20 protein-coding genes are annotated in these 26,024 nt (G+C 70.3%); 10 read left to right on the top strand and 10 right to left on the bottom strand.

Annotation, left to right across the window (positions count from 1 at the left end; translation table 11 throughout):
* Positions 1 to 76 precede the first annotated feature (76 nt).
* Positions 77 to 3,394 (bottom strand): S41 family peptidase, encoded by a 3,318-nt coding sequence (locus IFSED24_RS15840; RefSeq protein WP_491332451.1) that lies wholly within the window; start codon positions 3,392 to 3,394, stop codon positions 77 to 79.
* 168 nt (positions 3,395 to 3,562) lie between these two features.
* On the opposite strand from IFSED24_RS15840, the gene IFSED24_RS15835 reads away from it, so the two are divergent.
* From IFSED24_RS15835 to IFSED24_RS15810, 6 genes are all read left to right on the top strand, one after another.
* Positions 3,563 to 4,045, top strand: coding sequence for a DinB family protein (locus IFSED24_RS15835; protein WP_491332450.1), 483 nt, complete (start codon positions 3,563 to 3,565; stop codon positions 4,043 to 4,045).
* Positions 4,046 to 4,065: 20 nt separating this feature from the next.
* Complete coding sequence (locus IFSED24_RS15830) at positions 4,066 to 5,514, top strand: YfcC family protein (protein WP_491332449.1); 1,449 nt, start codon at positions 4,066 to 4,068, stop codon at positions 5,512 to 5,514.
* 93 nt (positions 5,515 to 5,607) lie between these two features.
* A complete protein-coding gene (locus IFSED24_RS15825) occupies positions 5,608 to 6,822 on the top strand; it encodes a hypothetical protein (RefSeq protein ID WP_491332448.1) in 1,215 nt (404 codons plus the stop codon).
* 77 nt (positions 6,823 to 6,899) lie between these two features.
* Complete coding sequence (locus tag IFSED24_RS15820; protein WP_491332447.1) at positions 6,900 to 8,093, top strand: TonB-dependent receptor; 1,194 nt, start codon at positions 6,900 to 6,902, stop codon at positions 8,091 to 8,093.
* A complete protein-coding gene (locus IFSED24_RS15815; protein ID WP_491332446.1) occupies positions 8,090 to 8,866 on the top strand; it encodes a class I SAM-dependent methyltransferase in 777 nt (258 codons plus the stop codon). The genes IFSED24_RS15820 and IFSED24_RS15815 overlap by 4 nt, the downstream gene beginning before the upstream one ends.
* Before the next feature lie 452 nt (positions 8,867 to 9,318).
* Entirely contained in the window at positions 9,319 to 10,188 is an 870-nt protein-coding gene (locus tag IFSED24_RS15810; protein ID WP_491332445.1) for a hypothetical protein, read from the top strand.
* Between the two features lie 125 nt (positions 10,189 to 10,313).
* On the opposite strand, the gene IFSED24_RS15805 is transcribed toward IFSED24_RS15810, so the two are convergent.
* The 3 genes from IFSED24_RS15805 to IFSED24_RS15795 form a co-directional block, all read right to left on the bottom strand.
* On the bottom strand, positions 10,314 to 11,411 hold the full coding sequence (locus tag IFSED24_RS15805) for a DUF4097 family beta strand repeat-containing protein (RefSeq protein ID WP_491332444.1): 1,098 nt from the start codon (positions 11,409 to 11,411) through the stop codon (positions 10,314 to 10,316).
* A gap of 144 nt (positions 11,412 to 11,555) precedes the next feature.
* On the bottom strand, positions 11,556 to 11,750 hold the full coding sequence (locus IFSED24_RS15800; protein ID WP_491332443.1) for a hypothetical protein: 195 nt from the start codon (positions 11,748 to 11,750) through the stop codon (positions 11,556 to 11,558).
* 249 nt (positions 11,751 to 11,999) lie between these two features.
* Positions 12,000 to 12,899 carry a DMT family transporter gene (locus IFSED24_RS15795; RefSeq protein ID WP_491332442.1) on the bottom strand — a complete coding sequence of 300 codons (900 nt, stop codon included), beginning with the start codon at positions 12,897 to 12,899 and terminating at the stop codon, positions 12,000 to 12,002.
* A gap of 106 nt (positions 12,900 to 13,005) precedes the next feature.
* Here IFSED24_RS15795 and IFSED24_RS15790 point away from each other — a divergent pair, with 106 nt between their 5' ends.
* Together IFSED24_RS15790 and IFSED24_RS15785 are read left to right on the top strand one after the other, a co-directional pair.
* Complete coding sequence (locus IFSED24_RS15790) at positions 13,006 to 15,345, top strand: glycoside hydrolase family 38 N-terminal domain-containing protein (protein ID WP_491332441.1); 2,340 nt, start codon at positions 13,006 to 13,008, stop codon at positions 15,343 to 15,345.
* Between the two features lies 1 nt (position 15,346).
* Positions 15,347 to 17,767 carry a glycoside hydrolase family 20 protein gene (locus tag IFSED24_RS15785; protein ID WP_491332440.1) on the top strand — a complete coding sequence of 807 codons (2,421 nt, stop codon included), beginning with the start codon at positions 15,347 to 15,349 and terminating at the stop codon, positions 17,765 to 17,767.
* A 220-nt stretch (positions 17,768 to 17,987) separates the two neighbouring features.
* Here the strand turns inward: IFSED24_RS15785 and IFSED24_RS15780 are convergent, their stop codons facing one another.
* Together IFSED24_RS15780 and IFSED24_RS15775 are read right to left on the bottom strand one after the other, a co-directional pair.
* Entirely contained in the window at positions 17,988 to 18,164 is a 177-nt protein-coding gene (locus tag IFSED24_RS15780) for a hypothetical protein (RefSeq protein WP_491332439.1), read from the bottom strand.
* 271 nt (positions 18,165 to 18,435) lie between these two features.
* Positions 18,436 to 19,926: a FlgD immunoglobulin-like domain containing protein gene (locus tag IFSED24_RS15775; protein ID WP_491332438.1), complete on the bottom strand. Its 1,491-nt coding sequence runs from the start codon at positions 19,924 to 19,926 to the stop codon at positions 18,436 to 18,438.
* A gap of 202 nt (positions 19,927 to 20,128) precedes the next feature.
* Between IFSED24_RS15775 and IFSED24_RS15770 the strand changes: the two genes are divergently transcribed.
* Positions 20,129 to 20,743 carry a carbonic anhydrase gene (locus tag IFSED24_RS15770; protein ID WP_491332437.1) on the top strand — a complete coding sequence of 205 codons (615 nt, stop codon included), beginning with the start codon at positions 20,129 to 20,131 and terminating at the stop codon, positions 20,741 to 20,743.
* 7 nt (positions 20,744 to 20,750) lie between these two features.
* On the opposite strand, the gene IFSED24_RS15765 is transcribed toward IFSED24_RS15770, so the two are convergent.
* The 4 genes from IFSED24_RS15765 to IFSED24_RS15750 form a co-directional block, all read right to left on the bottom strand.
* On the bottom strand, positions 20,751 to 21,809 hold the full coding sequence (locus IFSED24_RS15765; RefSeq protein ID WP_491332436.1) for a mechanosensitive ion channel family protein: 1,059 nt from the start codon (positions 21,807 to 21,809) through the stop codon (positions 20,751 to 20,753).
* A gap of 54 nt (positions 21,810 to 21,863) precedes the next feature.
* Positions 21,864 to 22,745, bottom strand: coding sequence for a mechanosensitive ion channel family protein (locus tag IFSED24_RS15760; protein ID WP_491332435.1), 882 nt, complete (start codon positions 22,743 to 22,745; stop codon positions 21,864 to 21,866).
* 106 nt (positions 22,746 to 22,851) lie between these two features.
* A complete protein-coding gene (locus IFSED24_RS15755; protein WP_491332434.1) occupies positions 22,852 to 24,204 on the bottom strand; it encodes a hypothetical protein in 1,353 nt (450 codons plus the stop codon).
* The gene (locus tag IFSED24_RS15750) at positions 24,197 to 24,727 is read right to left on the bottom strand and encodes an RNA polymerase sigma factor (RefSeq protein WP_491332433.1); all 531 of its coding nucleotides are present in this window, start codon (positions 24,725 to 24,727) and stop codon (positions 24,197 to 24,199) included. Before IFSED24_RS15750 ends, IFSED24_RS15755 begins: the two co-directional genes overlap by 8 nt.
* Positions 24,728 to 24,923: 196 nt before the next feature.
* On the opposite strand from IFSED24_RS15750, the gene corA reads away from it, so the two are divergent.
* Positions 24,924 to 25,994, top strand: coding sequence for a magnesium/cobalt transporter CorA (gene corA / locus IFSED24_RS15745; RefSeq protein WP_491332432.1), 1,071 nt, complete (start codon positions 24,924 to 24,926; stop codon positions 25,992 to 25,994).
* Positions 25,995 to 26,024 lie beyond the last annotated feature (30 nt).

Raw genomic sequence — 26,024 nt, 5'->3', positions numbered from 1 at the left:
TTCGGGTTCAGGTTCAGTCAAGAAACGCGGGCCGCCCCATCGAGGCGACCCGCTTTTCTCTACCAGGAGATTCGTCCTAGCGATTCACCCCGCTCATCCGCGGCCGGCTCTTGTCCGGATAGTCGGGCGTCGGCGGGATCGTCCACTCGCCGCCCTTGCGCTGCAGCTCGCCCAGCAGGTGCGTGACCGCGGCCTCGAGCTGCGCATCCTTCCCGGCCACCACGTCGGCGGGCATGTTCTGCACCACCTCGTGCGGCTCCACGCCCCAGCCCTCGATGAGCCAGTCGCCCGACGCCAGGCCGTAGAGGCCGAACTGCGGCGGTGTGGTCACGCCGCCGTCCACCAGGTCCTGGTGCGGCTCGATGCCGATGGCGCCGCCCCAGGTACGCATGCCGATGATGTGGGCCAGGTCCTTCTCCTTGATGGCCTGGGCGAAGAACTCGCCGTTGGAACCGGTGTCCTCGTTGATCAGCACCGCGAGCGGGCCGTGCATGGCGCGCTCGGGATTGCGGCCCGCCTTGCCCTCGCGGGGAATGGTCAGCGACCACAGCTCGCGCTCGAGCCGGTCGATGATCATGTCGCCCACGAAGCCGCCGCCGTTGTAGCGCTCGTCGATGATCATGGCGTCCAGGCCGGTCTGCGGATACCAGTAGGCCGCGAACTCGATGAGGCCTGGCTCCATCATGTTGGGCAGGTGCAGGTAGCCGATATGGCCGCCCGACAGCTCGGCCACCTTGGCGCGGTTGCCCTCCACCCACTCGCGGTAGCGCAGCCCGAACTCGCCGCGCAGCGTCTCGACCTTCACCACGCGGTCGGCCTCGCGGCCCTTCTCGCTCAGCGTCAAGGCGACCACCCGGCCGGCCTTGTCCACCAGCGCGGCGTAGGGGTTCATCGCGGCGGTGATGTCGACCCCGTCGACGGCCAGCACGTACTCGCCCGCGCGGACGCCCACGCCGGGGGCGGCCAGCGGCGAGATCCAGCGCTCGTTCCAGTCCCAGCCGGGCAGGATGCGCGCGATGCGGTAGCGGCCCACCTCGGGATCGAGCACCAGGTCGCAGCCGAGCAGGCCGGTGCCGATGCGGGTGGGGCCGCCCTGGTAGTCGCCGCCGTAGACGTAGGTGTGGCCGATGTTCAGCTCCGAGATCATCTCGCCGATGAGGTAGCGCAGGTCATCGCGGTGGCCGCACCAGGGCAGGAACCGCGCGTACTTGGCGTGGACCGCGTCCCAGTCCTCGCCGTGCATGCCGGCGTCGTAGAACCAGTCGCGCTGGACGCGCCAGGCCTCGTCGAAGATCTGGCGGTATTCCTCCTCGCGCACCACGCGCAGGCGGATGTCCGCGAGGTCGACCTTCTCGCCCGTCTTGCCGAACTCCTCGCCCACGGCGGCCACGGTGTAGCCGGCGCCCTGGCGGACCACGCACTGCTTGCCGTCGGCCGAGAGGTGGTAGTTGGTCACCCCGTCGCCCAGGTCGGCGGTCTCCTCGTCGGCCAGGGTGTACTTGACCAGCGTCAGATCGCGGTCGGTGGTGCGGTCGTCGACGTTCTGGTACTTGAGGAACACCGGCTCGTCGCGACGCAGCAGCAGGCAGCCCTCGGCGGTGGCCTCGAGGCGGAACCAGTTGCCGGCGTCGCAGCCCTTGGCGGCCACGATGCGGCCCTGGAGCCCGTCCAGGTCGACCGTGATCGCCTTCTCGGCGTCGTCCTTCTCGTCGGCGGCCGCCACCTCGTCCGCGGCGGGGTCGAAGGGCGAGCGCACGCCGTCCTGCAGGAGCGCTAGGTAGGGGCGCGCGCAGTCCAGGAAGATGTGGTTCTGGTCGATGCGGCCCATGGTGGGCGCGTAGGTGCGGTTGCTGAGGAACCAGAGGTAGCGGCCCTCGGGGTCGAAGCTCGGCGACCAGGAGGTGAACATGGCGTCGGTGACCTGGACGCCCGTGCCCTTCTGGCGGTCGTAGAGCGTGATCACCTCGTGCATGTTGGCGGTGTTCTTGGTGTAGGCGACCCAGCGCGAATCGGGCGACCAGACGTAGTCGAGGATGCCCCAGCGTTCCCAGGCGTCGTCGTACTCGCCCTGGTCGATCACCGCGAGCTTGCCCGACTTCACTTCCACCAGGTTCAGCCGCATGAACTTGTCGCCGAAGAGGAGCCACTTGCCGTCGGGGGACCAGCGCGGGGGCAGGATCATGCCGAACTCGCCGTCGGTGAGCTGGCGCCAGTCGCCGCCCTGGGCCGGCACGAGGTAGAGCTGCTCGGCGCCGGTGCGGTCGCTGACGAAGGCGATCTGCTCGCCGTCGGGGGACCAGGCGGCGTCCTTCTCGCGGCTGCCGCTGGTCGCGGTGAGGTTCTGCCACGGACCGTCCTTGACCGGGACGGTGAGGATCTCGCCGCGGGCCTCGAGCAGCAGGGCCTTGCCGGCGGGACACAGCCCGAAGCTGCCGGCCTGCGGGTCGACCGCCACCAGCTCGGGGCGCATGGGCACGCGGTCGCTGCGCAGGTCCACCACCACCGGGCGCACGCGGCCGGTGGCGATGTCGAGCACGTGGAGCTGCTCGCCGTACTGGAAGACGATGCGGCCGGGGCCGGCGGAGGGATACTTGACGTCGTAGTCGGTGTAGTCGGTCAGGCGCGTGGGCGCGGCGGTGGGGTCGGCGGGGTCGAGCGACCAGAGGTTCAGGGTGCCGTCCTCGCGGTCGCTGTTGAAGTAGACGCGGTCGCCGATCCACATGGGGTAGTTGTCGGTGCCGGTCCAGCGCGTGGCCTGGACGATCTCGCCCGTCGTGAAGTCGGCGAGCCAGAGGTCCTGGGCCATGCCGCCCTGGTAGCGCTTCCAGGTGCGGTTCTCGCGGGGGATGCGGTTGTAGGCGAGCTGGCCGCCGTCAGGCGAGTAGCAGCCCAGGGCGCCGCGATCTGTGGCCACCGGCACGGGCAGGCCGCCGTCGCGGTCGACCAGGAAGAACTGGGGCTCGCCGGTGGGATGCGCGCGCCCGGAGCGCAGGAGGATGCGCTGGCCGTCGGGGTGCCAGTCGATGACCTGGTCGCGGCCGGGATGGAAGGTGAGCCGACGCGGCTCGCCGCCGAGGACGGGCATGACGTAGACGTCGCGGCCGCCGTCGTACTCGCCGGTGAAGGCGAGCCACTGGCCGTCGGGAGAGAACTTGGCGTCCTGCTCGGTGCCGTGGCCCGTGGTCAGGCGGCGCGGAATGCCACCCTCGTCGCCCACGAGCCAGAGGTCGCCCTCGTAGGTGAAGACGATGTGGTCGGCCGAGATATCGGCCAGGCGCAGCAGATGCGCCGGGGCGCCGGCGAAGGGCGCGGGCGGCGGCGGGGTCTGGGCGCCGGCGGCGAGGGCGGTGCCGAGCAGGCATGCCGCCACGAACAACAATCGCGACTTGGTCATCACGCGAGGCCTCCTGGAATGTCCGATGGCTCCGGAACAGGGAATCAATACGCCGACCAGTGAACACGGGTTGCCTCCGCAAGTCAACCGCACCCGTCTTGCCGCGGCCCGCGGCGGGCCTTACCATCGGTCAGGACACCTGCCGCCGACCCCAGCCAGGAGACCGCCATGGACCCGCGCCTCGCCGCCGTTGCCGCCATCGTCGCCAGGAACACCGAGCTGGTGGGCGCCACCCTCGCCGGCATCGACGACGCCCACTACCGCACGATCCTGCTGCCCGACACCAGCCCCATGGCCTGGATCCTGGGCCACATCACCGGCAGCCGCCACCTCGCCAGCCGCCTGCTGGGCGGCCAGGAGACCTACGCCCACGCCGACCGCTTCGCCCGCGGCGCCGAGGTCGGCGATCCCGCCACCCTGCCCGCGGCCGCCGAGCTGCTGCCGCTGTGGGAGCGCATGGGCGCCGTCCTGGCCGACCGTTTCGACGCCGCCGAGACCGCCATCCTCGACCTGGACGCCCCCGGGCCGGTCCCCTCCACCGACGGCACGCTCCTGGGCACGATCAACTTCCTCACCCTGCACGAGACCTATCACCTGGGCCAGCTGGGGCTCCTGCGCAAGGCGCTGGGCTACCCCGGCCTGGCCGGCTGACCCGTCCCGAAAGGACGCCCATGCGCAAGCCCCGCCTGCGGGTTCCCCACGTCTTCGTCCTGCTCACGCTGGTGATCCTGATCTGCTCGCTGGCCACCTGGGTGGTGCCGTCGGGCGAGTTCGAGCGCGAGACGCGGATGGTGGAGGGCCAGTCGCGCACGCTGGTGGTGCCCGGCACGTTCACGCCGGTGCCCAAGCATTTCTCGGTGCAGGGAGCGCTGCTGGGCGACGCGGTCGCGGGCAAGGCCACGCCCGTCGGGCTCATGGGCTTCCTCTCGGCGGTCCCCCGCGGCATGGAGGCCGCGGCCGACATCATCTTCTTCGTCTTCATGATCGGCGGCGTGTTCGGCATCCTCCAGCGCACCGGCGTGATCACCGCCACGGTGGGCCGCCTGCTCCACGGCCTGCAGCACCGCGGCGCGCTGCTCACGGTGGTGCTGATGGTGGTCTTCGCCGTGGGCGGCTCGACCCTGGGCATGGGCGAGGAATTCATCCCCCTGGTGCCCATCTTCGTGCTGGTGGCCCGCCGCCTCGGCTACGACGCGCTCTACGGCATGGCCATGGTGGAGATCGCCAGCCAGGTGGGCTTCGCCGCCTCCACCACCAACCCCTTCACCGTGTGCGTGGCCCAGGGCATCGCCGAGCTGCCGCTGCACTCGGGCATGCCGCTGCGTCTGGTGTTCCTGGCCTGCGCGCTGACCGTGGCCGTGATCCACCTGCTGCGCTACGGCGCCCGCGTGCGCGCCGACCGCGCCAGCAGCCTGGTCGCCGACGTCCCCGAGGCCTGGGAAGACCACGCTGCCGACGCGGGCGCCGCCCCCGCGTTCACCCGCGCCCACGGCGTGATCATCGCGGCCTGCACCGTCATCTTCGCGTTCATCGTCTACGCCGTGCAGCACTACCACTGGTGGATGGCCGAGATGGGCGGCGGCTTCCTGCTCATGGGCCTGGTGGCGGCGGCGGCGGCGCGGCTCTCGGTGGCCGACACCGCCCGTGCGTTCGTCAAGGGCCTCGAGGAGATGGTCGTGGCCGCGCTGGTGGTGGGCTTCGCCCGCGGGATCGCCGTGGTGCTCACCGACGGCCTGATCATCGACACCATCGTCCACGCGGCCGCCACCGTGCTCGCGGTGGTGCCGCGGTACCTGGCGGTGCTGGGCATGCTGGGCTTCGAGTCCACCCTGAACCTCTTCATCCCCAGCGGGTCGGGCCAGGCTGCGGTGTCCATGCCGCTCATGGCGCCCCTGTCCGACATCATCGGCGTCTCGCGCCAGACCGCGGTCTTCGCCTTCACCTGCGGCGACGGCTTCAGCAACATGGTGATCCCCACCAGCGGCATCCTCATGGCCATGCTGGGACTGGCGCGCGTGCCTTACGGGCGGTGGCTGCGGTTCATGCTGCCGCTGTTCGGCCAGCTGATGCTGCTGTCGGCGGTGTTCCTGATCGTGGCGGTGGTGACGGGCTATCGTTGATCGGCAGCGGCGCGGGCCTTACACTTTCCCCGGGGGATCGACCTCCTCGACGGACCGTGCACCCGAACGACCGCCCGTTCACCCGAGGTGATCATGACCGGAATCCGCCCAGCCCTGATCCTCGTCGCCCTCGCCCTCGCCCTCGCCCTGGCCACCCCCGCCACGGCCACCCTCACCCGCGTGCGCGCCCTGGGCGGCGGCGCCAGCTACCTCGAGGACGATTCGGGCGCCATGGTCTGGTTCGCCCCCCTGATCGACTATCCCGACCAGGTGGTCCTCGACCTCGGCGACTGGGACCACGACGCCCCCGGCGGCATGAACCAGAGCGTGGTCAACACCGCCGGCAGCGCCCATTTCCGCCTCGACCAGGCCGGCCGCTGGCCCACCATCGGCGTCTACGTCCAGGAGGACCTGCCCGCCGGGGCCCCCGGCGGCGCCGTCACCCTGCTCGCCGCCCAGTCGCTGGGCAAGCTGACCCTGGGCCTCAAGGCCTCGTTCAGTTCGTACTTCGAGGGCGCCGACAGCAGCGATGCCGAGGGCTGGGGCGAGAGCCTCTACTTCCACGCCTACGGTCTGGGCGCGCGCTGGGACGTGTCCGACCGCCTCTACGGCGATCTCGCCGGCGAGATCGTCAACGTCCAGGGCGACGCGCGCGCCCAGGACCTCTGGTACCTGCCCCCGCAGCAGACCTGGACCACCTGGGGCCTACGCACCCGCTGGTTCTACGGCCTCAACGAGACCACCGCCCTGGTCCCCGTCTTCGACCACCGCCAGGACGACCGCCAGGTGTTCAGCGAGGCCGTGGGCGCGCCCGCCGACCAGCACGCCCGCGAGACAGCCGCCGGCCTCGGCGTCAACATCCTGCCCGACCCCGACAACCTGGTCGTCCTCTCGGCCGAGATGCGCTGGGGTCGCCAGCTCCACGATCGCCTACCGGGCAACTCCACCACCTGGAACTACGACCAGTCCGACTTCACCTGGCACGAGATCCACGCCCGTGTCGGCCTCGAGTCGCGGGTCCTGCCCTGGCTCACCGTGCGCGGTGCGCTGCGCTACCTGCGCCTGCAGGACGAGCGCAGCAGCTCCGGCGGCGAGACCCTGCCCACCGAGCCCGAACGCTGGGCCGAGGACCAGTCGATCCGCGTGCGCACGCCCATCACCCTGGGCGTGGGCCTGCACGCCGGCGCGTTCCAGGCCGACCTGCTGCTCAACGCGCGCTGGACCGAGACCTACGGCACCATCCCGTTCGCGCCCGTGCCCACGGTCGAGGGCACCTTCACCGGCATCACCCTGGGCTACCGCTTCTGACGGCGGCCCTGGACGCCGACGGCACCGCGCCGCATTATGGGACGATCATCCCGCCCCCGGAGCCGAAAGGATCGTCCATGCCCCGCCGCCTCCTCGTGCTGGCCCTCCTGTGCGGCCTGCTGGCCCTGCCCGCTGTCGCCACCACCAGCCGCGTCCGCGCCCTGGGCGGCCAGCCCGACTTCCTCGAGGACGAGTCCGGGATCCTGAAATGGTACGGCAGCCTGGTGGACTATCCCCAGCTCGCACTCCTGGAGGCCGGCGACCTCGACCATCAGGCCGGGGGCAGCTTCTTCGACAAGATCGCCTACACCGGCGGCGCACTCCATTACCGCTTCGACCAGGCGGGGACGTGGGGCACCGCCGCCATCCACTTCGGCAGCGACCTGCCCGCCCCCGACTCCGGCGGCTGGGTCCAGCTCGTCTACGCTCGCCAGTTCGGCCCGCTGGCGCTGGGAGCCACCTTCCGCGGCACCTCCCAGAGCGAGGCCGCCGCCGACCCGGGCGCCGAGCTCGACGGCACCAGCCGCTTCGTCCACAACCTGGGCCTGGGCGCGCGCTGGGACCTGCGCGACAACCTCTACTGCGACCTGGCCGTGGAGACCCTCGACACCGAGGTCGACTACTACCACGACGAGCGCGGCCTCACCGTGGAGGACCAGGGCGGCTGGAACAGCGCCGGCGTGCGCGCCCGCGTCTTCCACGGCCTCGGCCCCACCGTGGCCGCGGTCTACCGCCTCGACTGGTTCCGCGACGTCCGCCCCATCGTCGACCCCTACTTCGACGACCTGGTGGACATGGACGCGGCCAGCTTCCGGGGCGGCCTGGGCTTCGACATCCTGCCCGACCCCGAGAACCTGATCCTCGCCTCGGTGGACTACCACCGCCACCAGGAGGACCGCGACGCCCGCCACCCGTTCTACGCGCGCTGGGAGCAGGGCTGGCGCCTGTGGTGGCGCCTCGAGGTGCGCGCCGGCGTGGAATCGCGCGTGCTGCCCTGGCTCACCCTGCGCGGGTCGGCGCGCTACCAGCGGACCGTGGACGAGTCGCTGGCCTACTTCGAATGGAGCGACGGCTACCAGGAGCAGGACTACGGCTACGCCGTCCGCGTCCGCACCCCGGTGACCCTGGGCCTGGGCCTGCACCTCGGCCGTTTCGACGCCGACCTCGTGTTCAACGACTCGGCGCCCTGGAACGTCACGCCCAACCTGCCGGCCGACGCCGGCGCGGACCAGGGCCACCACTCGGCCCTCACCGTGAAGTACCGCTGGTGAGCAGCGAGACCGGCGGCGGCCTCTACGTCGAACCCCTGTACTACGACGTGGTCAACACGCCCGGGACCGCGCGCGAGGTGGACGTCCTCGAGCGCCTGGCGCACCGGTACGCGGCGCGCAGCGGTCCCGGCCGGGTATGGTGCGAACCCGCCTGCGGCACCGGTCGCTACCTGCGGGTCCTGCTTCGCCGCGGCCGCCGGGTCCGGGGCTACGATCCGCTGCCCGCGATGCGCGACTACGCCGTGCGTCGCCTCGCCACCCTCGGCGGCGACTGGCGGCTCAGCCGCGCCTCGTTCACCGACGATTCCCCACGGCTCGGCCGCTGCAACGTCGCCTTCTGCCCCGTCAACTCGCTCCGCCACCTGCCGGACGACGCGGCAGTCCTCGCCCATCTCGGGCAGATCGACCGGCTCCTCGCCCCCGGCGGCGTCTACCTCGTGGGCCTCGACCTCCATCACGCGGACAAGGTCGTCGAGGAGGATGTCTGGGAGGCCGCGCGTGGGACGCTCCACGTCCAGCAGGTGATCCAGTACCTGCCCCCCGAGGGCCACCGGCGCCGCGAGCGCGTGATCGTCGACCTCTTGGCCACCCGGCCAAGCGGCCAGGAGCACCATAGCTACACCTACGACCTGCGCACCTACACCGAACGCCAGTGGCTCCGGCTGCTCGACCGCTCACCCCTGCGGCGCCTGGCGGTCCACGACGCGCAGGGGCGGCTCCCCGTGGGAACCGCCCCGCTGCCGTATCAGATCGAGGTGCTCGGCCGGCGTTAAATTTTCGTAACCCGCGATCGAGAGGCGCGGCGCGGGCGGGAGACCGCACAGTCAGGTTTACACTCTCATGGATTTGTGATACACTACCAAAATAATCCTCACTAATAGTCTTACCCGGGCAACTTACGACCTCGTGTTCCATCGGTTGTTCAGCGCCTCGCTTTCAAGCCACATCGCGATAGATACAGGACGCAACAGACTCCAGACCTACCTGCTCGCTAGGCCCTTCTGCTCGACACACAACGCAGGCGGGTGCAAACGCATGCCTGTCGTTGGCGATGACGCGATGAGATGTCAATCAATTGTTCTCATGACTTGTCCTGCTGCTGCCAGCGATCGCTGTGGCTCAGGGCGAGATGATCGGCTGCGGAAGTAAAGTCATTGGGGGCCATGGCTGCACTGGCTAGCACGGTGCAAGGCTGCGTTGAATCCTATCTCCTGGAGGTAAGATCATGAAGAAATCCCTGGTTGTTTTCATGGCCGTTGCTCTGATGGCCAGTGTCGCCCACGCCGAGAAGCCCACCTGGCAAAAGGGCGACCCGATCCTCAGCCGCGGCGACCTGGATTGCACCGGTGCGATTACCCTGGTGAACGGGGAAACCGTCAGCGGCGATAACAGCACCGGCACAGATGTCGTCGATCAGTATACACCCTACGGATTCGACCACGCCTACGGCCCGGAGGTCGTGTACCTAGTAGAGCTCCCGGCGGGCTGCCAGGAAATCACAGCCGAGATCAGCAACATGACCGCGGACCTTGACATCTATCTCCTGAGCTCCTGTGATGAGGCAACATCGATTATTTACGGTGACAACTCGTTCACGCATCTGGTTCCGGCTGGTGATACTGGCGCTACACTCTATCTCGTCGTGGACGGCTACGGCGATGATGACATCAGTACGTTCGATCTGGTTGTTTCCTGGGTGCCCGGCGTCAACGAGCCCTGTGAGACGGCCGTGACGGCCGTCGAGGGTCTAAACAGCTGCCCGGGCGCGCCGTTCTGGTACACGTTCACCACCCCAATCGACGGTTGCATCTGGATTGATTCCTGCATCGCCGGGCAGACCACCGATACTCTGGTCATGGTCTACAGTGATTGCTGCGGCACTCTGACCTATTACAACGACGATAGCTATAGCTGCCCCGATGGCACCGATTTCGCAAGTTTCGTGTCGGTGCCGGTATCGGCTGGCGAAGTGATTTACATCTTTTGGGATCCGTACTGGTCGACGGATCCCTTCGACTTCAACCTGTATGTCACCGACTGCACGATTGCGACCAGTGAAACGTCCTGGAGTAGGCTGAAGAACCTGTTCCGGTAAGTGGACTTGCCTGTAGTATTCCGACATCTTGAGAAGGCTACAGATTATTGGGCTGACGACGCACAGGGGCGGCTCCCCGTGGGAACCGCCCCGCTGCCGTATCAGATCGAGGTGCTCGGCCGGCGCTAGCGGCCGGCGATGGTCACGCCGCCGCTGCCGGTGTCGACGATGACCCGGGCCTCGCCGGCGCCCACGCGCAGCTTCATCTCGCCGCTCTCCTTGTGGAGGATCTCGGCGCCCGAGTAGTCGGCGGTGATGTCGCCGCTGCCGGTGTCCACCGAGATGGTGGCCGAGGCGTCGCGGGGCAGGTTGAGGCGCACGCCGCCGCTGCCGGTGTCGATGACGAAGCGGCCGGTGCCCATGCGCGCCAGGTCCAGCTCCACCGAGCCGCTGCCGGTGTCGATGCGCGCCTTGTCGGCGCGGACGTCGCGGGCGATGACGCTGCCGCTGCCGGTGTCGACGTAGAGGTCGTCGGTGTCGGCGCCGTCGATGCGCACCGAGCCGCTGCCCGTGTCCACCTTGAGCGCGCCACCGCGCTGGTTCTCCACCTTCACCGAGCCGCTGCCGGTGTCGGCGAGCATGGGGCCGTCGATGTCGCGGATCTTGACCGCGCCGCTGCCGGTGTCGCAGACCAGGCGGCCGCGGTGGCCGTCCACGGTGACGGGACCGCTGTGGGTGTCGAGGACCAGCTTGCCGTCGATGCCGCCGGCCTTCAGGTCGCCCGCGCCCAGGTAGATGCTGGTCTCCTTGCCCGCAGGCACCTTCACCGTGATGTCGGCCCAGACCTCGAGGCCGCGCCCCGAGCCCTTGACGGTGACCTTCTCGCCGCCCATGCCGCGCCAGATCTTCCGGAACCAGTTCTCCTCGCCGGTGCTCTCGCCCTGCCAGATGGTGGTCTTGCTGCTGCGGCCGAGGGCGGGGTACACGTAGTCGCGGTGCTCGTCCACCGGGAAGCGGACCTCCAGGCGGGCGTGGCGGCCCTCGTCCAGGTGGATCTCGATGAGCTCGGGATCGGCGTCGTCGCCGCGGACGGCCACGTGGACCAGGTAGCGGTCGCCGCTCGCGGGCTCGACCCGGATCTCGCCGACCAGGTCGGTGATCACCAGCTCCTGGGCGTCGATGTCGAAGTCGCGCTCGAAGTCGCTGGCCAGGGCCGCGCCGGCCACCACGAGCAGGGGCAGGAGGGCGAGGAGGCGCCTGGTGTGGGTGTTCGCTGTGATCATGAGGTGTTCTCCCTCGTCGGGGTCGGTCTGTTCTCATCGAGGGAGTGTACGCAGGCCGTCGCTGGCGGTTGCACCATGGGGGCACGAGAACGGCGCCGCCCATGGCCCGGCGGCGCCGTTGGCTGTGCAGGATCGGTGGCGGATCTAGCTGCCAGCGAAGGCGGTCTCGAATTCGTCGTTCAATTCCTCGAGGCGGCGCCGGGCGTGGATGCGCGCCTGCTCGGCTTCCTCGGGCGAACGGGCGGCGTTGATCGCGCGCAGTCCATCCTCGAGAGCGTGCTGCAGACGGTCGAAGTGCGTGGCGCGGTCCCTGGTGCTGTTCAGGTTGTCGATGGTCATTCTCCCTGCCTCCTCCGGGGCCGACGCCGCCGGGGGGAATGAGCGGCGCCGGTTGATGGATTCCTGTCCTGCACCCTCGTCAATGCAGGCAGTGTGCCCAGCGCTCGTTCTGCCGGCGAACAACCTAATTCCATGGCTGTTCTGGCGTTGTAAGAAATCGATCCGGATCGTGCAGGCTGGCCCGCCGGTGGTCGGCTGACCGGAATCCGGACGGTCCGACCGCTCCGGTGGCCAGGGTCTGGACCGGGCTCAGGCCGCGGGGCGGCTGCGCGCCGGCAGCTGCACCTGGGAGAGGATCATCCCCACCAGCATCAGCGCGCAGCCCAGCAGGCCGCGCGGCGCCAGCGACTCGCCCAACACCACCAGCCCGCCGATCACCGCGAACACCGCCTCCAGCGAGAGGATGATCGCCGCGTGGGCCGGCGGCGCCTGGCGCTGCGCCACCACCTGCAGGGTGTAGGCGACGCCGGTGGACAGGAGGCCGGCGTAGAGGATGGGACCGACCGCGCCGGCCAGCCCGGCCCACGACGCGCGGTCCTCGAAGACCGCGGCGGCGAGCAGGCTCAGCACGGCGCAGACCGCGAACTGGAGGCAGGCCAGGCGGACGGGGTCGGTCCGCGGGGCGTAGCGGGCGATGAGCAGGACGTGGGTGGACCAGAAGAACGCGCCCAGCAGCACCAGCAGGTCGCCCTTGGCCATGGCGAGGCTGCCGGTCATGGTCAGGAAATAGAGGCCGGCCACCGCCAGCGCCGCGCCCAGCCAGGTGCCGCGGCCGGTGCGCTGGCCCACCGCCAGGCCCAGGATGGGCACCAGCACCACGTAGAGGCCGGTGATGAAGCCGGCCTTGCCCGCGGTGGTGAAGACCACGCCGAACTGCTGCAGGGTGGCGCCGCCGAAGAGGACCAGGCCCAGGATCAGGCCGCGGCGCAGGTCCCGCCGCCAGGGTGCGGGTGGTGCGCCCTGGCCGGCCGGGCGCCGGCCGCGGGCCCGGACCAGCGGCACCAGCACCGCGGCGCCCAGCGCGAACCGCGTGCCGTTGAAGGCCAGCGGCCCGGTGTGCTCCATGCCCAGGCGCTGGGCCACGAAGGCGAAGCCCCAGATGGCGGCGGCGAGCAGGAGCAGGAGGTCGGCGCGGAGCTTCGGGGTCATGGTCGGTCCTTCGGGGTCGGATGTCCGGCGCCAAGAGTGCACGCGACCTGGGGAGTTGTCCAGCGCCCGCCGCTCCGGTAGACTGGTGCGGGCCGGAGGAAGGTCCATGCCCCCCACGCTGTTGCTGATCCACCATTCGCACACCGACATCGGGTACACCGATCCGCAGGGTGTGGTCGAACGGTGGCACACCGCTTACATCCGCCGCGCGCTGCAACTGACCGCCGCGGTGCCCGGCTTCGCCTGGCAGTGCGAGGCCTTCCGGCCGGTGGAGCGCTTCCTGGCCGAGGCCCGGCCCGAGGAGCACGACGCCCTGCTAGCCGCGGTGCGCACCGGGGCGGTGGGGCTGTCGGCGAGCTGGCTCAACCTGAACGAGCTGGCCGACCAGCCGCTGCTGACCGCGCTCGTGGGCCGCGCCCGCCGGTTCGGCCAGCGCACGGGCCTGCCGGTGCGGTCGGCCATGACCGCCGACATCAACGGCTACTCATGGGGCTTCGCCACGGCGCTGCTCGACGCCGGGGTCGAGAATCTCTTCACCTGCATCCACACGCACCACGGCCGCTACCCGCTGGACCGGCAGCAGACCGGGTTCTGGTGGGAAGCTCCCGACGGGCGCCGCCTGCTGGTGTGGTCGGGCGAGCACTACCACTTCGGCAACGAGCTGGGCCTCTGCCCCGGCGCCGTCTCGAGCTACCTGACCAAGGACGACTGCGACCGCGACCTGATCTTCGGCGACCACTGGACCGTGGCCGAGCGGCGCATCCCCCGCTACCTCGACCGCCTCCGTGACCTGGGCCTCGCCCGCGACCTCATCCCCGTCATGATCAGCGGCCTGCGCAGCGACAACGCCCCGCCCAACGCGGCCATCGCCGAGACCGCCCGGCGCTGGAACCGCGAGCACGGCGACGTCTGCCGCGTGGCCCTGGGCACCCTGGAGACCTTCTTCGACCACCTCCGCGAGCACGACGCCGCGTCGTTACCGGTCCACCGCGGCGACTGGCCCGACTGGTGGAGCGACGGCCTGGCCAGCGAACCCGTGGCCACGCGCCTGTTCCGGCAGGCCCAGCGCGACTGGCTCTGGCTGCGCGCGCTCCTCGCCCGCCACCCCGAGCTGCCGCCGCCCGACCTCACCGCGCTCGAGGACCAGCTCGGCCTCTTCGCCGAGCACACCTTCGGCCACAGCGACAGCCTCACGGCGCCCTGGCACGAGCTGGTCCAGGCCATCGGCGCCCGCAAGCGCGCCTACGCCGCCCAGGCGCTGGACACCGCGGCGCGCGCGCTGGACGCGGCCGGCACCGCGCTGGGCGGATCGCCGCCGGCCCCCGACCGTCCGCTGCGGTTCCTGGTCTGCAACCCCCTCGACGTGCCCGTGGCCGCCATCGTGCCGCTGGTGGTGGAGCATTTCGAGTACGCCGAGCGCCAGCTCGACGGTCCGGTGCGCGTGAGCGACCTCAAGGCCGCCACCCTGCGCCCCTGGCAACGGCGGGACGTGCCGCGCGGCATGGCCTTCGAGGTGGCCCTGGACCTGACCGCGGGCGAGGAACGCGTGCTCGAGCTCTCGCCGCTGGCGGGCCGCCGCCAGGACGGCCCCGAGCCCCAGGCCTGGGCCGACGGCGGCGAGCTGATCACCGACGCCCTGCAGCTGTCGTGGTCGCAGGGACCGGGGATCACCACGCTCTCGGCGGACGGCCACGCGCTGCTGCGGTCAGACGCCCCCAATCCCGCCTTCGCCCTGCTGCAGGAACACACGCCCGCGACCGGCGACCAGGCCCGTGTCCGCGGCGCCATGGTGCTGGACCGCAAGGGGCCCGACGAGACCCGCCGGACGGTCCGCTGCACCGGCGGCCGGGTCCTCGCCGCGGGCCCGGTTGCGGTGCGCCATCTGCTGCGCTACGCGGGCGACGGCGTCCCGTGGTGCGAGCTCGAGCTGACCGCCCACCGCACGGCGCCGGTCCTGGAGGCCTCGTTGCGCCTCCAGCACACGGGCACCTGGGATCCCGAGAACCTCTATCTGCCCCTGCCCTTCACCTGGCCCGGCGTGCAGGACCTCTGGGTGGCCAAGGCCGGAGCCTGCGTCCGACCCTGGCGCGACCAACTGCCCGGCACGCTCACCGACTGGACCTGCCTGCAGGAGGGCTTCGCCTGGTGCGGTCCGCTGGGCGGCCTGGTGGTGGCGCCGCTGGACGCGCCGCTGCTCTGGCTCGGCCCGCTGGCCAGCGGCCGCCGCCGGCTCATGGGCGACGAGGACCTGCCCTCCCGCCCCGACCATCTCTACTCCTGGTTGGCCACCAACTACTGGGAGACCAACTTCGCCGCCGACCTGGGCGGCTTCCTGGAGTTCCGCTACCGCCTGAGCTGGGGCGCCTCGCTCACCGATCCCGACACGGCCCGGGCCCGCCTGCGCGCCCTGGCCCAGCCACCGCGAGCCATCCGCCTGGGAGAATGACGTGTCCCGGATCTTGCCGATCATCCTCTTGCTGGGGAGCCTGAACACCGCCATGCCAGTCCACGCCCTGCCGCTGATCCCCGTTCCGCATTCCGTCGCCCCCCAGGGCGGCGAGTTCGCGCTCACCCGGACCACCACGCTCCTGGTGGCCCCGGGCCGGCCCGACCTGGCCGAGCGCCTGGCCCCCGTGGTCGACCTCCTGCGCGAGGGCACGGGCCTGGACCTGCCGCTCGCCGAGGCCGACCAGCCCCGTCCGGGCGCCATCTTCGTGGGCCCCTTGCCCGACGCCGCCCCCGAGGCCTACACCCTCGACGTGCTCCCCGACGGCATCGTCCTGCGCGCCGGCGGCCCCGACGGCGTGACCTGGGGCCTGCAGACCCTGCGCCAGCTCCTGCCCCCCGCGGTGGAGACGCCGCTGCCGCCGTTGATCGACGATCCGGGCCGTCCCGACGGCCACCTGCGCCCCCTGCCGGCCGACTGCCGCTACCCCCGCAACAACCTGCGGCCCGCGCCGGCCGCCCCCATGCGCACCGAGGCGGCGAGCCCGGCCGTCGCCTGCACCATCCCCTGCGTCCGCATCGCCGACCAGCCCCGCTTCGGCTGGCGCGGCGTGCTCCTCGACTGCTGCCGCCACTACCTGGACCTGACCGCCATCGAGCGCGTCATCGACCTGATGTCGCTGCACAAGCTGAACCGGCTGCACTGGCACCTCACCGAGGACCAGGCCTGGCGCCTGGCCATCGACGCGTACCCCCGGCTCACCGAGGTCGCCGCCTGGCGCACCGACCAGGACGGCGTCCGCTACGGCGGCTACTACACGCAGGACCAGGCGCGCCACGTGGTGGACTACGCCGCCCGGCGCGGCATCACCGTGGTGCCCGAGATCGAGATGCCCGGGCACAGCCAGGCGGCCCTCGCCGCCTACCCCGAGCTGAGCTGCCGCCAGGCCGACCTCGCGGTGCAGCCCTGCTGGGGCGTGTGGCCCGACGTCTACTGCGCCGGCCGCGAGGAGACCTTCACCTTCCTCGAGACCGTGCTGACCGAGGTCCTGGACATCTTCCCGTCGGAGTTCATCCACGTCGGCGGCGACGAGTGCCCCAAGGATCGCTGGCGCGAATGCCCCCGCTGCCAGGACCGCATCCACCGGGAGGGCCTGGCCGACGAGCACGAGTTGCAGAGCTGGTTCATCCAGCGCATGGAACGCTGGCTCGCCGCGCGGGGCCGCCGGCTCATCGGCTGGGACGAGATCCTCGAGGGCGGCCTCGCCCCCGGCGCCACGGTCCAGAGCTGGCGCGGCTTCGAGGGTGCGGTGGCCGCCGCCAGCGAGGGCCACGACACCGTGGTCTCCCCCACCAGCCACGCCTACTTCGACTACGACATCGGCACCACCGACCTCGCCGGCATCTACGCCTACGAGCCGGTGCCCGCCGAGCTCACCCCCGCGCAGGCCCGCCACGTCCTGGGCGGCGAGATGAACCTGTGGACCGAGTACGCACCGCAGGCCGTACTCGACGAGCGCCTGCTGCCCCGGCTATGCGCCATGAGCGAGGTGCTGTGGTCGCCGGCGCCGCCACACCCCGAGCGCGCCGGCCGCGACGTCGACGACCCCGCCGTGGTCGGCCGCGACCTGACCGGCTTCTGGCACCGCCTGACCGGACACTACCGGCGCCTCGACCGCCTCGGCGTCCGCCGCGCCGGCGAGGGCCGGCCGGTCACTCTCACCGCCGCCTGGGATCCGCAGCGCGCCGGCTGGCTGCTGGCCTGGCAGGCCGATGAGCGGCGCCCTGCCGGGGAAGCCACGGTGGAGGTGACCACCGGCGGCCAGCGCCACATGGAGTCCACCACGGGCACCGCCGTGCGGCAGGACCCGGGTCTGGTCTGCGCCCAGCTCATGGTGGACGGGCGGCCCTTCGGCGCCCCGCAGCGTCTGGAACTGGTGCGGAACCTGGCGCTGGGCCGCCCGGTGTCGGTGACGCCCGAGCCCGCCGCCAGGTACCACCCCGGCGTCCCGGACCCGGTGACCGACGGCGTGCTGCCCGACGGCGACTACCACGACGGGCGCTGGCTCGCCTGGGAAGGCCCCGACGCCGCCGTCGTCGTGGATCTGGGCGAGGCCGTGCCGGTCCGCGAGACCGCGGCGGTCTGCCTGCATGCCGGTGGGCGGCTGATCTATTCCCCCGAGGAGATCGCGGTGTCCGTCTCGCTGGACCAGATTGACTGGACGCCGCTGGGTTCGGCGCGCTGGGTGCTCGAGCCCGGGGTCATGGCGCGGGTCCTGCGGACCTATCGCGTCGCCGTGGATCAGCCCGCGGAAGCGCGTTACGTCCGCTTCGAACTGCAGCAACGACAGCATGTTCCGGCATGGCCCTGGGCGCCGGATTCGCCGCCCTGGATCTTCCTGGGCCAGTTAATAATTAAATAGGCATCCAATCAAACCGAAGATAATTCGTCGATTTTTTGACAGCTTCAGATGACATGTCAACAAATTGCAATCGTTTTAGTAGACTTATAGAAAATAGATATCAAAATTATCAGCCCCCGGGACACGGCGCCCCGCCGCGGATAGACCGGTCGGGGCGCGTTCTTTTCGAGACCGCGAGGAGGGCGTCGAGTCGGCCTTTCAAGCCGACGTGGCGATGCGATCAGCGGTGAATCGACACCGGCGGAACCACCGCCGGAGCCTCACGATACCCGCGATCGTAGGCCATGGGGCATGCGCAGGCCGAGCCCATGGGCTGCTCGCCGGCCATGGCGTCGGCCCAGCCCTGGTGGTAGGACATCCAGTAGTCCTGCTCAGTCTCACTGCAGCGGTATCCCATTGTCCTCTCCTGTTCGAGATGCCCCCGGAGGGGCGGCCTATTCTGTGCATATACTAATTCATGATTGCCGAAAATTCAACAGGCAGAATTGGTAATTCGTTGACAACCGATCAAATTGGCCGCTGAGGCTCAAAATGCAAGAAGTATTTCCGGGATCCAAGCCCGGGCCGACGGTCGGAAAACCCGGTCGGAAGGCGGATGACACGAGAACGCCCGGCCGCCTCGTCCCGCTGGACGTGACGGCCGGGCCTCCGGATCGCTGCGCACAGGCTCACTTCAGGAGCGTCAGCCCCCGCGTCTGGCAGGTCGTACCCGCCACGAGCCTCACGAGGTAAGGACCCGACGCCACCCCGCGTCCGCCCGCATCGCGACCGTCCCAGACCGCCGCGTGCTCACCGGCCGAACGGTGCCCGTCCACGAGCACCCGCACCAGCGACCCGTCGACCGCATGGATGGACAGGCGCACGGACCGCCCCGCGGCGAGGCTGTACTTCAGGACCGTGCCGGGGTTGAAGGGGTTGGGGAACGGCGGTGCCAGCTCCGCCATGGGCGGCACGGCGGTCGGCAGCACGGCCACCGGCTGGTAGCCCCCGACGTGGTGCCGGGCCATGGCCGCGACGTTGTCCTGCAGCGCGGTGCTGTCGACGCCGCAGACCACGGCGAACGCCACGCGCAGGGTGTCGCCGGCCGCGAGCAGCGGCACCGGACCGGTGGAGAGCAAGCCCATCCAGTCGTGCATGATGGTGAAGTCGCCCTCGTCGGTCACGTCCACGTCGAAGTCGCCGTTGCTCATGAGCTGATACTTGCCGGGCTGCGCCAGACCGTCGTCGTCGATGTAGGTGTCGTCGTGCCGGGGCACGTGGTGGTAGGGCCACGCGTTGTAGGAGACCGGCGGCTGGCCGGGCTCGGGTTCGGCTGCCGGCTCCAGCGAGAGCAGGCGGCAGCCGACCCAGGACGTGGCCATGCCGTCCTCGCCGTCACCGTCGTGCTTGTGCATGAGCCAGCCGGTGGGGTCGGCCGGCACGTCGCCGGGGCGCCAGGCGCCGCTGAGGTCGTCGTAGTAGTTCCAGGGGACCGGCGCGCCCGGATCGTAGGGGTCGGTGACCTCGGTGTTGCCCACGGTGGCGTCGGCGAAGTACCCCACGTGGAGGTCGCGCAGCGCCGTACCGGACTGGTTGATGATGGCGTACTCGATGATGACCCCGTCGTCGAGCGCTCCGGCGCTCCAGGCCAGGACGCTGGCCTCGACCCGCAGGCCCAGCGGCACGTGGCCCGTCACCGCGGCGTCGTCGCGAAAGGCGTAGTGGGCTTCCCAGGAGGCCACGGCGCGGGGGTCGTAGAGGGGGTCGTGGATGTCTTCGGACCAGACCTCGACCGGTCCCTGATCCCAGGCGAACTCGCGCAGGTCCTGCGCGCCCTGGAAGCCGTTGGCGTCCTCCGCCGAGGTGGAGACGCGCACCTCGCCGGACGCCGTCCGGGCGCCGACCCACAGGCCGGCCTGGAAGAGGTGCTCGACGTGAGAGTTTCGCGGGTAGGCGAGCGACGGGCTGGACGGGGACGCGAAGAAGTTCCCCTGGTAGCCGTCGGTGTTCAGGTTCATGGCCACCAGGCTCCGCTCGGTGGTCAGGTCCACGGCGCGGTCGGCGTCGGCGGGGCGCGGGTCGCGGCGGCGGTCGGCGGGACCGCCGGCGCCCAGGAGCAGCGGCAGCAGCGCCGCCAGTGCGACGATTGCCAGGGCGGGCGGGGTCGATCCGTGGTTCACGAGGGGTCCTCTCGAGCGAGCGCGCACGGTCCTGACGAGCGCTCTCATGATACCACGTTCGGCGGGTCGCGTGGGCTGCGGGCAGCTTTTTGCCGCCAGACCTGATGACACCGGAAAACCTGGCGTTAGACTGTGGGGCAGCGCCGAGGGGCCGTTGTCACGACGGCGCCGACAAGGTCCATCTCACCGGAGAGTTGCCAGGATGATCGCCGCCACCGAAGCCCTCGACCGTCTCCGCGCCGGCAACCGCCGTTTCATGGCCGGCGCCAACTCCTGCCACACCCACCAGAGCCTGGTGGCGGCGGATCAGACGCCCTTCGCCATCATCCTCGGCTGCTCGGATTCGCGGGTGCCGGTGGAGATCGTCTTCGACCAGGGCCTGGGCGACCTCTTCGTGATCCGCGTGGCCGGCAACATCGTGGCCCCGTCGCTGATCGGCAGCGTCGAGTTCGCCGCCGCCAAGTTCGGCACCCGCTTGGTGGTGGTCCTGGGCCATTCGCGGTGCGGCGCGGTGCAGGCCACCCTCGAGACCATGCAGGATCCGGAGGCGGCCCCATCGCGGAACCTCTGTTCCATCGTCGACCGGATCAAGCCCTCGGTGGCCGACCTCCTCGCCACCGAGCTCCGGCACGATCCGGACGCCCTCTTCGAGCAGGCCATCCGCGCCAACGTGCGCGCCTCGGTGGATCAGCTCCGGCACGGGTCGCCCATCCTCGAGGAGCTGATCGACCACGACGGGCTGCGCATCGTCGGCGCCGAGTACGAGCTGGCCACCGGCGCGGTCGACTTCTTCGACACCGAGCCGCGCGCGGTCTGACGCCGCCTCACTGCGGCAGCGGCGAGAGCTCCGCCCGCAGCCGCGGCAGCGCCGCCGGATACTGATCCCGCACGAACGCCACCAGCTTCTCGCGCACGTGGCAACGCAGGTCCCAGGCCTTCCCCGAATCCGCGGCGCTCACCAGCGCGCGCACCTGCACCGTGCTCTGGGTGACGTCGGTCATCACCACTTGCGCCACGCGGCCGTCCCAGCGCTCGTCGTCCGCCACCACGCGCTGCAGCTCGTCGCGCAGCGCGTCCACGGGCACCGTGGCGTCCACGTGCAGGTAGACCGTTCCCAGCAGCTCGGCCGTGACGCGGGTCCAGTTCTGGAACGGTTGCTCGAGGAAGTAGGTGATGGGCACCACGAGGCGGCGCTGGTCCCAGATGCGGACCACGACATAGGTGAGGGTGATCTCCTCGATCCGGCCCCACTCGCCCTCCACGATCACCACGTCGTCCAGCCGGATGGGCTGGGTCAGCGCGATCTGGATGCCGGCGAAGAGCGTGGCCAGCGACTTCTGCGCGGCGAAGCCCACGATGATGCCCACGATCCCGGCCGAGGCGAGGATGCCGGCGCCGAGCTGGCGGACCTGGTCGAAGGTCATCAGCACGCTGGCCAGGCCCAGCATCACGGCCACGGCGATGACCACTTTGCTGAGGACGTCGTACTGCGTGTGGATCTTGCGGGCCTCGAGGTTGTCGGCGGCCGTGAGGTCGAAGTGGGCGCCGAGCACGTCGCGGCCCGCGCGCGTGAGCGCCACCGCGAGCCAGGTGATCGCCACGATGAGCAGGATGCTGGTGAGCTGGGCCACGGAGTCCTGGACCGTGCCGACCAGGCGCATCAGGGGCACGGCGATCTTCAGCACGATCAAGAGGATCACGAGCCGCGCCGGTCCGCGGAGGTGGCGCACCAGCGCGTCGTCGACCAAGGTCGGCGTGCGGCGCGCGATGCGGGCCAGTACGGCGAAGAGGACCGCGTGGACCACGAGGCCGACAGCGACGCCGGCGGCGAGGACGATCAGCGCCCGCAGCGCATCCTCGCCCAGGGTGAGGAGGGAATCCATGGTGTCGCTCCTTTCGGGAAGACCGCGGACGGACGGACCCGCGACCGGGTCACGTCAGGCCGCCGGCTCGCTTCGTCCCAACGGCTTCAGCTTCTCGACCACGCGGGTCTCCACGTCGTCCCAGAAGACCTGGAGATGGGGATAGGGGATCTGGATCCCGGCGTCATCCAGGGCGTGCTTGCAGGTCTCCAGCACCGCGAACTGGACCCCTTGCCGGGCGCCGGCATCCGAGACCCAGACGCGCACCTGCAGGTTCACGCTGGAATCGGCGCAGGCCTGGACCACCACCTGGGGACCGGGATCCGACATGACGTCCTCGAGACCATCGACAGCCTTCAGCAGCGCCTCCCGAGCGGCGACGGTGTCCTCCTTGTAGGCGATGCCGATGGGCACGTCGATACGCACCTCGCCGTGCTTGCTGTCGTTCTCCAGCACCTCGTCGATGATGCGCTTGTTGGGGATCACCACGTAGGAGTTGCGCGGCGTGCGGATCCTGGTGGAGCGCAGGGTGATGTCCTGGACCATGCCGTACTCGCCGGCCACGGTGATCCAGTCGCCCACCACGAAGGGCTTGTCCCAGAAGATGGTGAACCCGGCGATGGTGTTGGACAGCGAGTCCTGTGCGGCCAGGCCCACGGCGATGCCGGCCACGCCGAGTCCCGCCACCGCCGCCCCAACGTTCACGCCGAGCTGCGAGAGCGACAGGACCAGGCCGAAGGCGAAGATGGTGTAGCGGTAGATGCCGTCGATCAGCAGGCCGACCAGCTTGGCGTGCATGCCGCTGTGGGTCATGGCCAGCCGCAGGGGTCGCCGGCTGAGCCGGTACAGCACCCAGAACGCCACCATGATGACGAGGGCGACGATCAGGCGCGGGGCAAAGACCACCATCTGGTTCAGCAGGGCATCGAGGTCAAGAGCGTTCTGCAGGTACTGCATGCAGACACCTCCGGAGTTCGGGGGACCAGCGTCTCGTCATCCCGTCAAGCTAGGCAGGATGGGCGATCTTGGCCCCCGGGGTCCCCGGAGGAATCTGCCCGACCGGTCAATCTTCTTCCAGCTCGGCCAACCGCTTGGCGCTCACCGTCTCCGCGCGCAGATCGCCGTAGACCACCCGGTAGCGGCCGTCGTCCAGGCGCCAGCGCAGCAGCACGCGGTCGAAGTCGCGGGCCGTGACCGTGTCGCCGTGGTAGGCCGGGTCCCGGTCGGCGGCCTGCAGGTCGCGGTAGAAGTTGCAGGTGCTGCGGATCTCGAACAGCGCCGCGACGTCCCGGCCGGCCGCCGCGTCGTAGCGGTCGTGCTGGTCGTCGAGCCGGCGCTCGGCCTCGGCGACGGCGGTGGTGAAGGAGAGCGCGCTGGGGTAGTGGCCGGCGAGCAGCCCGGCGTAGGCACGGAGACCGTCGACGGCCTTCTCCTCGGTGGCCTCCACCTCGCCGAGGTCGGCGATGAGCTTGTAGCCGTCGGGGATCTCGAAGGCGAAGTCGCGGGGCGTGAACCGGGCGTTCCACTGGAAGTCCTCGAGCGTGTACGTCTTGTGGAAGGCGCCGCCATGCCCCTCCACCTCCAGCTCGAGCAGGATCGGCCACTCGGTCTCCACGTCGACCCACAGCCGGCAGCGGCTCTTCTCGAAGACCGCCGACCACTCCGCGAGGTCGGTGATCTCGATTCCCTCGGCCAGCTTGCCGTCGATGCGCCGGCGGCCGAGCTTGCGGTACTCGTTCTCGCGGAAGCTCGCCACCATCTCGCGGGCGTTGGTCTGACGGCGCAGCTCGGCCATCTGCTCGTCGCTGTAGCGCTGCTGCATGTAGGTGCGGTCGCGGTGGATGAGGGCGTAGCCCATGTTCTCGGCCGGCACGATGTACTGGACGGCCTGCAGCTTGCCGTTCTGGTAGATGTCCTGGCGCAGCCCGTACTGCGCCGAGCGGTACTCGACGATCTCCTGGGCCGGCTCCCCGCTGCGCTTCTCGATGCGCCGGCAGACGAAGTCCTGGGCCTCCACCACGCGGGCCAGGACGTCGGCCCAGACCAGGCCGCCGGTGCCGTCGCGGTCGAGGAGATTCACGCCGAAGAAGATGCACACGGCCAGCGCGGCGGCCACGGCCCAGCGCAGGCGGGCGGGGGTGAAGAGGCGTCGTCGGGAACGGTCGCGCGCGGGCGCGGACGGGATCTCGCGGTCGATGGTCTTCATGATCTGGTCCTCCACTCTGGCCAGGACCGGGTCGGTCGCCTCCACGAAGGCGGACAGACGGCGGTCGTCCTCTTGCAGGGCCAGACGGAGTTCACGGCAGTCGGCGCAGTCCTCGAGATGACGCGCGAGGGTCTCCTGCTCGGCGGCGGTCAACGCCTGCAGGGTCTCGGCCATCAGGAGGTCCCGGACGTGGTCGCAACGCTCACTCATGAGGACTCGCCTCCTCCTCGAGCAGGCTCCGCAGGCGCTGGCGCGCCCGGAAGAGCCGGGTGCAGGCGCCCCCCTCGGTGAGTCCCATCTCGCGCGCCAGCGTCTTGACGCTCTTGCCGTCGTAGTAATAGAGCAAGAGCGGCAGGCGGTGCTCCTCCGGCAGGCGCGACAGGGCGAGCCGCAGCTCGGGGAACTCGTCCGTGGGGGCGGGGGCCTGGTCGGCGATGTCGTGGGTCAGCGAGCATTCGGAGCGTCGCGCCCGCCGGCGCAGCAGGTCCCGACAGCGGTTGCGCGCGATCTGGCCGATCCAGCTCGCGAAGCGACCGCCGTCGCGCAGTTTCCCGATCTGCTCGAATCCGCGCACGAAGACCTCCTGCGTCGCGTCCTCGGCCTCGGCCGGGTCGCCCAGCACGCCCAGGCAGATGGCGAAGACACGCTTCAGGTGGCGGTGCACCAGTTCGGCGTAGGCGTCGCGATCGCCTTGGCGGCTGACGGTTGCCAGGAACTCGTCTGGTCGTTCCATGAGCGGGAGGCCTCCCTGTTCACTTGGCAAGACGACGGGAGGGGCGGATTCATTTCACAGGATCTTGGCGCTCCTGTACAGAGCGGTGATGATGCGTGACCACGATCGACCCCCGGCCAGCTTCGCGCGTGCAATCCCGCCGGCCTCGCCGTAGGCTCGACGCACCGGAACCCGATCCACCGAGGAGGCGCCGACCGTGCAACACTCCCGCAAGCGTACCCGGCCCGGAGCGGTGGCCGGCGAGATGGCCATCCCCCCCGGTTCGCCGCCGCCGAGGATCCGCGTCTGCCGCTACGGCCCGGACACCGTCGACGAAACCGACCTGGAAGGTCCGCTCACGGGCACCGACCTGTCCCCCCACCCCGACAGGACGCTCTGGATCGACGTCCAGGGCTTCGGCGACGAGACCCGCCTGCGCGACCTCGCCCGCCGCCTGGACATCCCCGAGATGGCCCTGGCCGACGTGGTCAACGCCCCGCAGCGCGACAAGGTGGAGACCCTGCCCGACCAGCTCTTCGTCCTCGCCCACCAGTTCTGGCTCGACGCGGACGCGTGCCTGCAGACCGGCCAGCTCAGTCTCTTTCTTGGCGACGGCTACGTGGTCTCGTTCCACGACGCCCCGGTGGACTCGTTCCAGGCCGTCCGCCAGCGCATCCGCAACCCGCGCAGCCGCCTCTCCACCCGCGGGGCCGACTACCTCCTCTACGCCCTGCTCGACTCGCTCATCGACCAGTACTTCCCGGTCCTCGACCACTACGCCGACGCCATCGAGGAACTGCAGGACGCCATCTTCGCCCAGCCCGCCGACGACCACCAGGCCGCCCTCTTCGCCCTGCGGCGCGACCTGACCGCCATCCGCCGCCGCGTCTGGCCGCTGCGCGAGATCGTCAGCGCGCTCGTGCGCGATGACTCGGACCGCCTCGACGTGGTGGCCGAGCAGCACCTGCGCGACTGCTTCGACCACGTCGCCGTACTCGTGGACACGGTCGACTCCCAGCGCGACCTGGTGGCCGGCCTCGCCGAGGCCCACGTGGCCGGCGTGTCCAACCACATGAACCAGGTGATGAAGCTGCTGACGGTCATCGCCACCACCTTCATCCCGCTGTCGTTCCTGGCCGGCGTCTTCGGCATGAACTTCGACCGCGAGGGACACCCCTGGAACATGCCCGAGCTGGGCCTGCCCTTCGGGTATCTCCTGTTCTGGGGGCTCTGCCTGGTGGTGGTGGGGGTGATGGTGTGGGTGTTCCGGCGTAATCGGTGGCTATAGAGGACCACCGCCGAAAGCAAACTGCACCGG

Source organism: Candidatus Latescibacter sp. IFSED24 (assembly GCF_058273205.1).
Note: the sequence above shows the minus strand (reverse complement) of the source record. Positions and strands in the feature narration are given on the sequence as shown.

Coding starts and splice junctions, on each gene's coding strand:
- IFSED24_RS15835 (WP_491332450.1), top strand. CDS start 3,563: ATGGACCCGCGCCTCGCCGCCGTTGCCGCCATCGTCGCCAGGAACACC.
- IFSED24_RS15810 (WP_491332445.1), top strand. CDS start 9,319: ATGAAGAAATCCCTGGTTGTTTTCATGGCCGTTGCTCTGATGGCCAGT.
- IFSED24_RS15755 (WP_491332434.1), bottom strand. CDS start 24,204: ATGAGTGAGCGTTGCGACCACGTCCGGGACCTCCTGATGGCCGAGACC.
- IFSED24_RS15820 (WP_491332447.1), top strand. CDS start 6,900: ATGCCCCGCCGCCTCCTCGTGCTGGCCCTCCTGTGCGGCCTGCTGGCC.
- IFSED24_RS15760 (WP_491332435.1), bottom strand. CDS start 22,745: ATGCAGTACCTGCAGAACGCTCTTGACCTCGATGCCCTGCTGAACCAG.
- IFSED24_RS15790 (WP_491332441.1), top strand. CDS start 13,006: ATGCCCCCCACGCTGTTGCTGATCCACCATTCGCACACCGACATCGGG.
- IFSED24_RS15780 (WP_491332439.1), bottom strand. CDS start 18,164: ATGGGATACCGCTGCAGTGAGACTGAGCAGGACTACTGGATGTCCTAC.
- IFSED24_RS15840 (WP_491332451.1), bottom strand. CDS start 3,394: ATGACCAAGTCGCGATTGTTGTTCGTGGCGGCATGCCTGCTCGGCACC.
- IFSED24_RS15795 (WP_491332442.1), bottom strand. CDS start 12,899: ATGACCCCGAAGCTCCGCGCCGACCTCCTGCTCCTGCTCGCCGCCGCC.
- IFSED24_RS15830 (WP_491332449.1), top strand. CDS start 4,066: ATGCGCAAGCCCCGCCTGCGGGTTCCCCACGTCTTCGTCCTGCTCACG.
- IFSED24_RS15750 (WP_491332433.1), bottom strand. CDS start 24,727: ATGGAACGACCAGACGAGTTCCTGGCAACCGTCAGCCGCCAAGGCGAT.
- IFSED24_RS15805 (WP_491332444.1), bottom strand. CDS start 11,411: ATGATCACAGCGAACACCCACACCAGGCGCCTCCTCGCCCTCCTGCCC.
- IFSED24_RS15825 (WP_491332448.1), top strand. CDS start 5,608: ATGACCGGAATCCGCCCAGCCCTGATCCTCGTCGCCCTCGCCCTCGCC.
- IFSED24_RS15770 (WP_491332437.1), top strand. CDS start 20,129: ATGATCGCCGCCACCGAAGCCCTCGACCGTCTCCGCGCCGGCAACCGC.
- IFSED24_RS15765 (WP_491332436.1), bottom strand. CDS start 21,809: ATGGATTCCCTCCTCACCCTGGGCGAGGATGCGCTGCGGGCGCTGATC.
- IFSED24_RS15800 (WP_491332443.1), bottom strand. CDS start 11,750: ATGACCATCGACAACCTGAACAGCACCAGGGACCGCGCCACGCACTTC.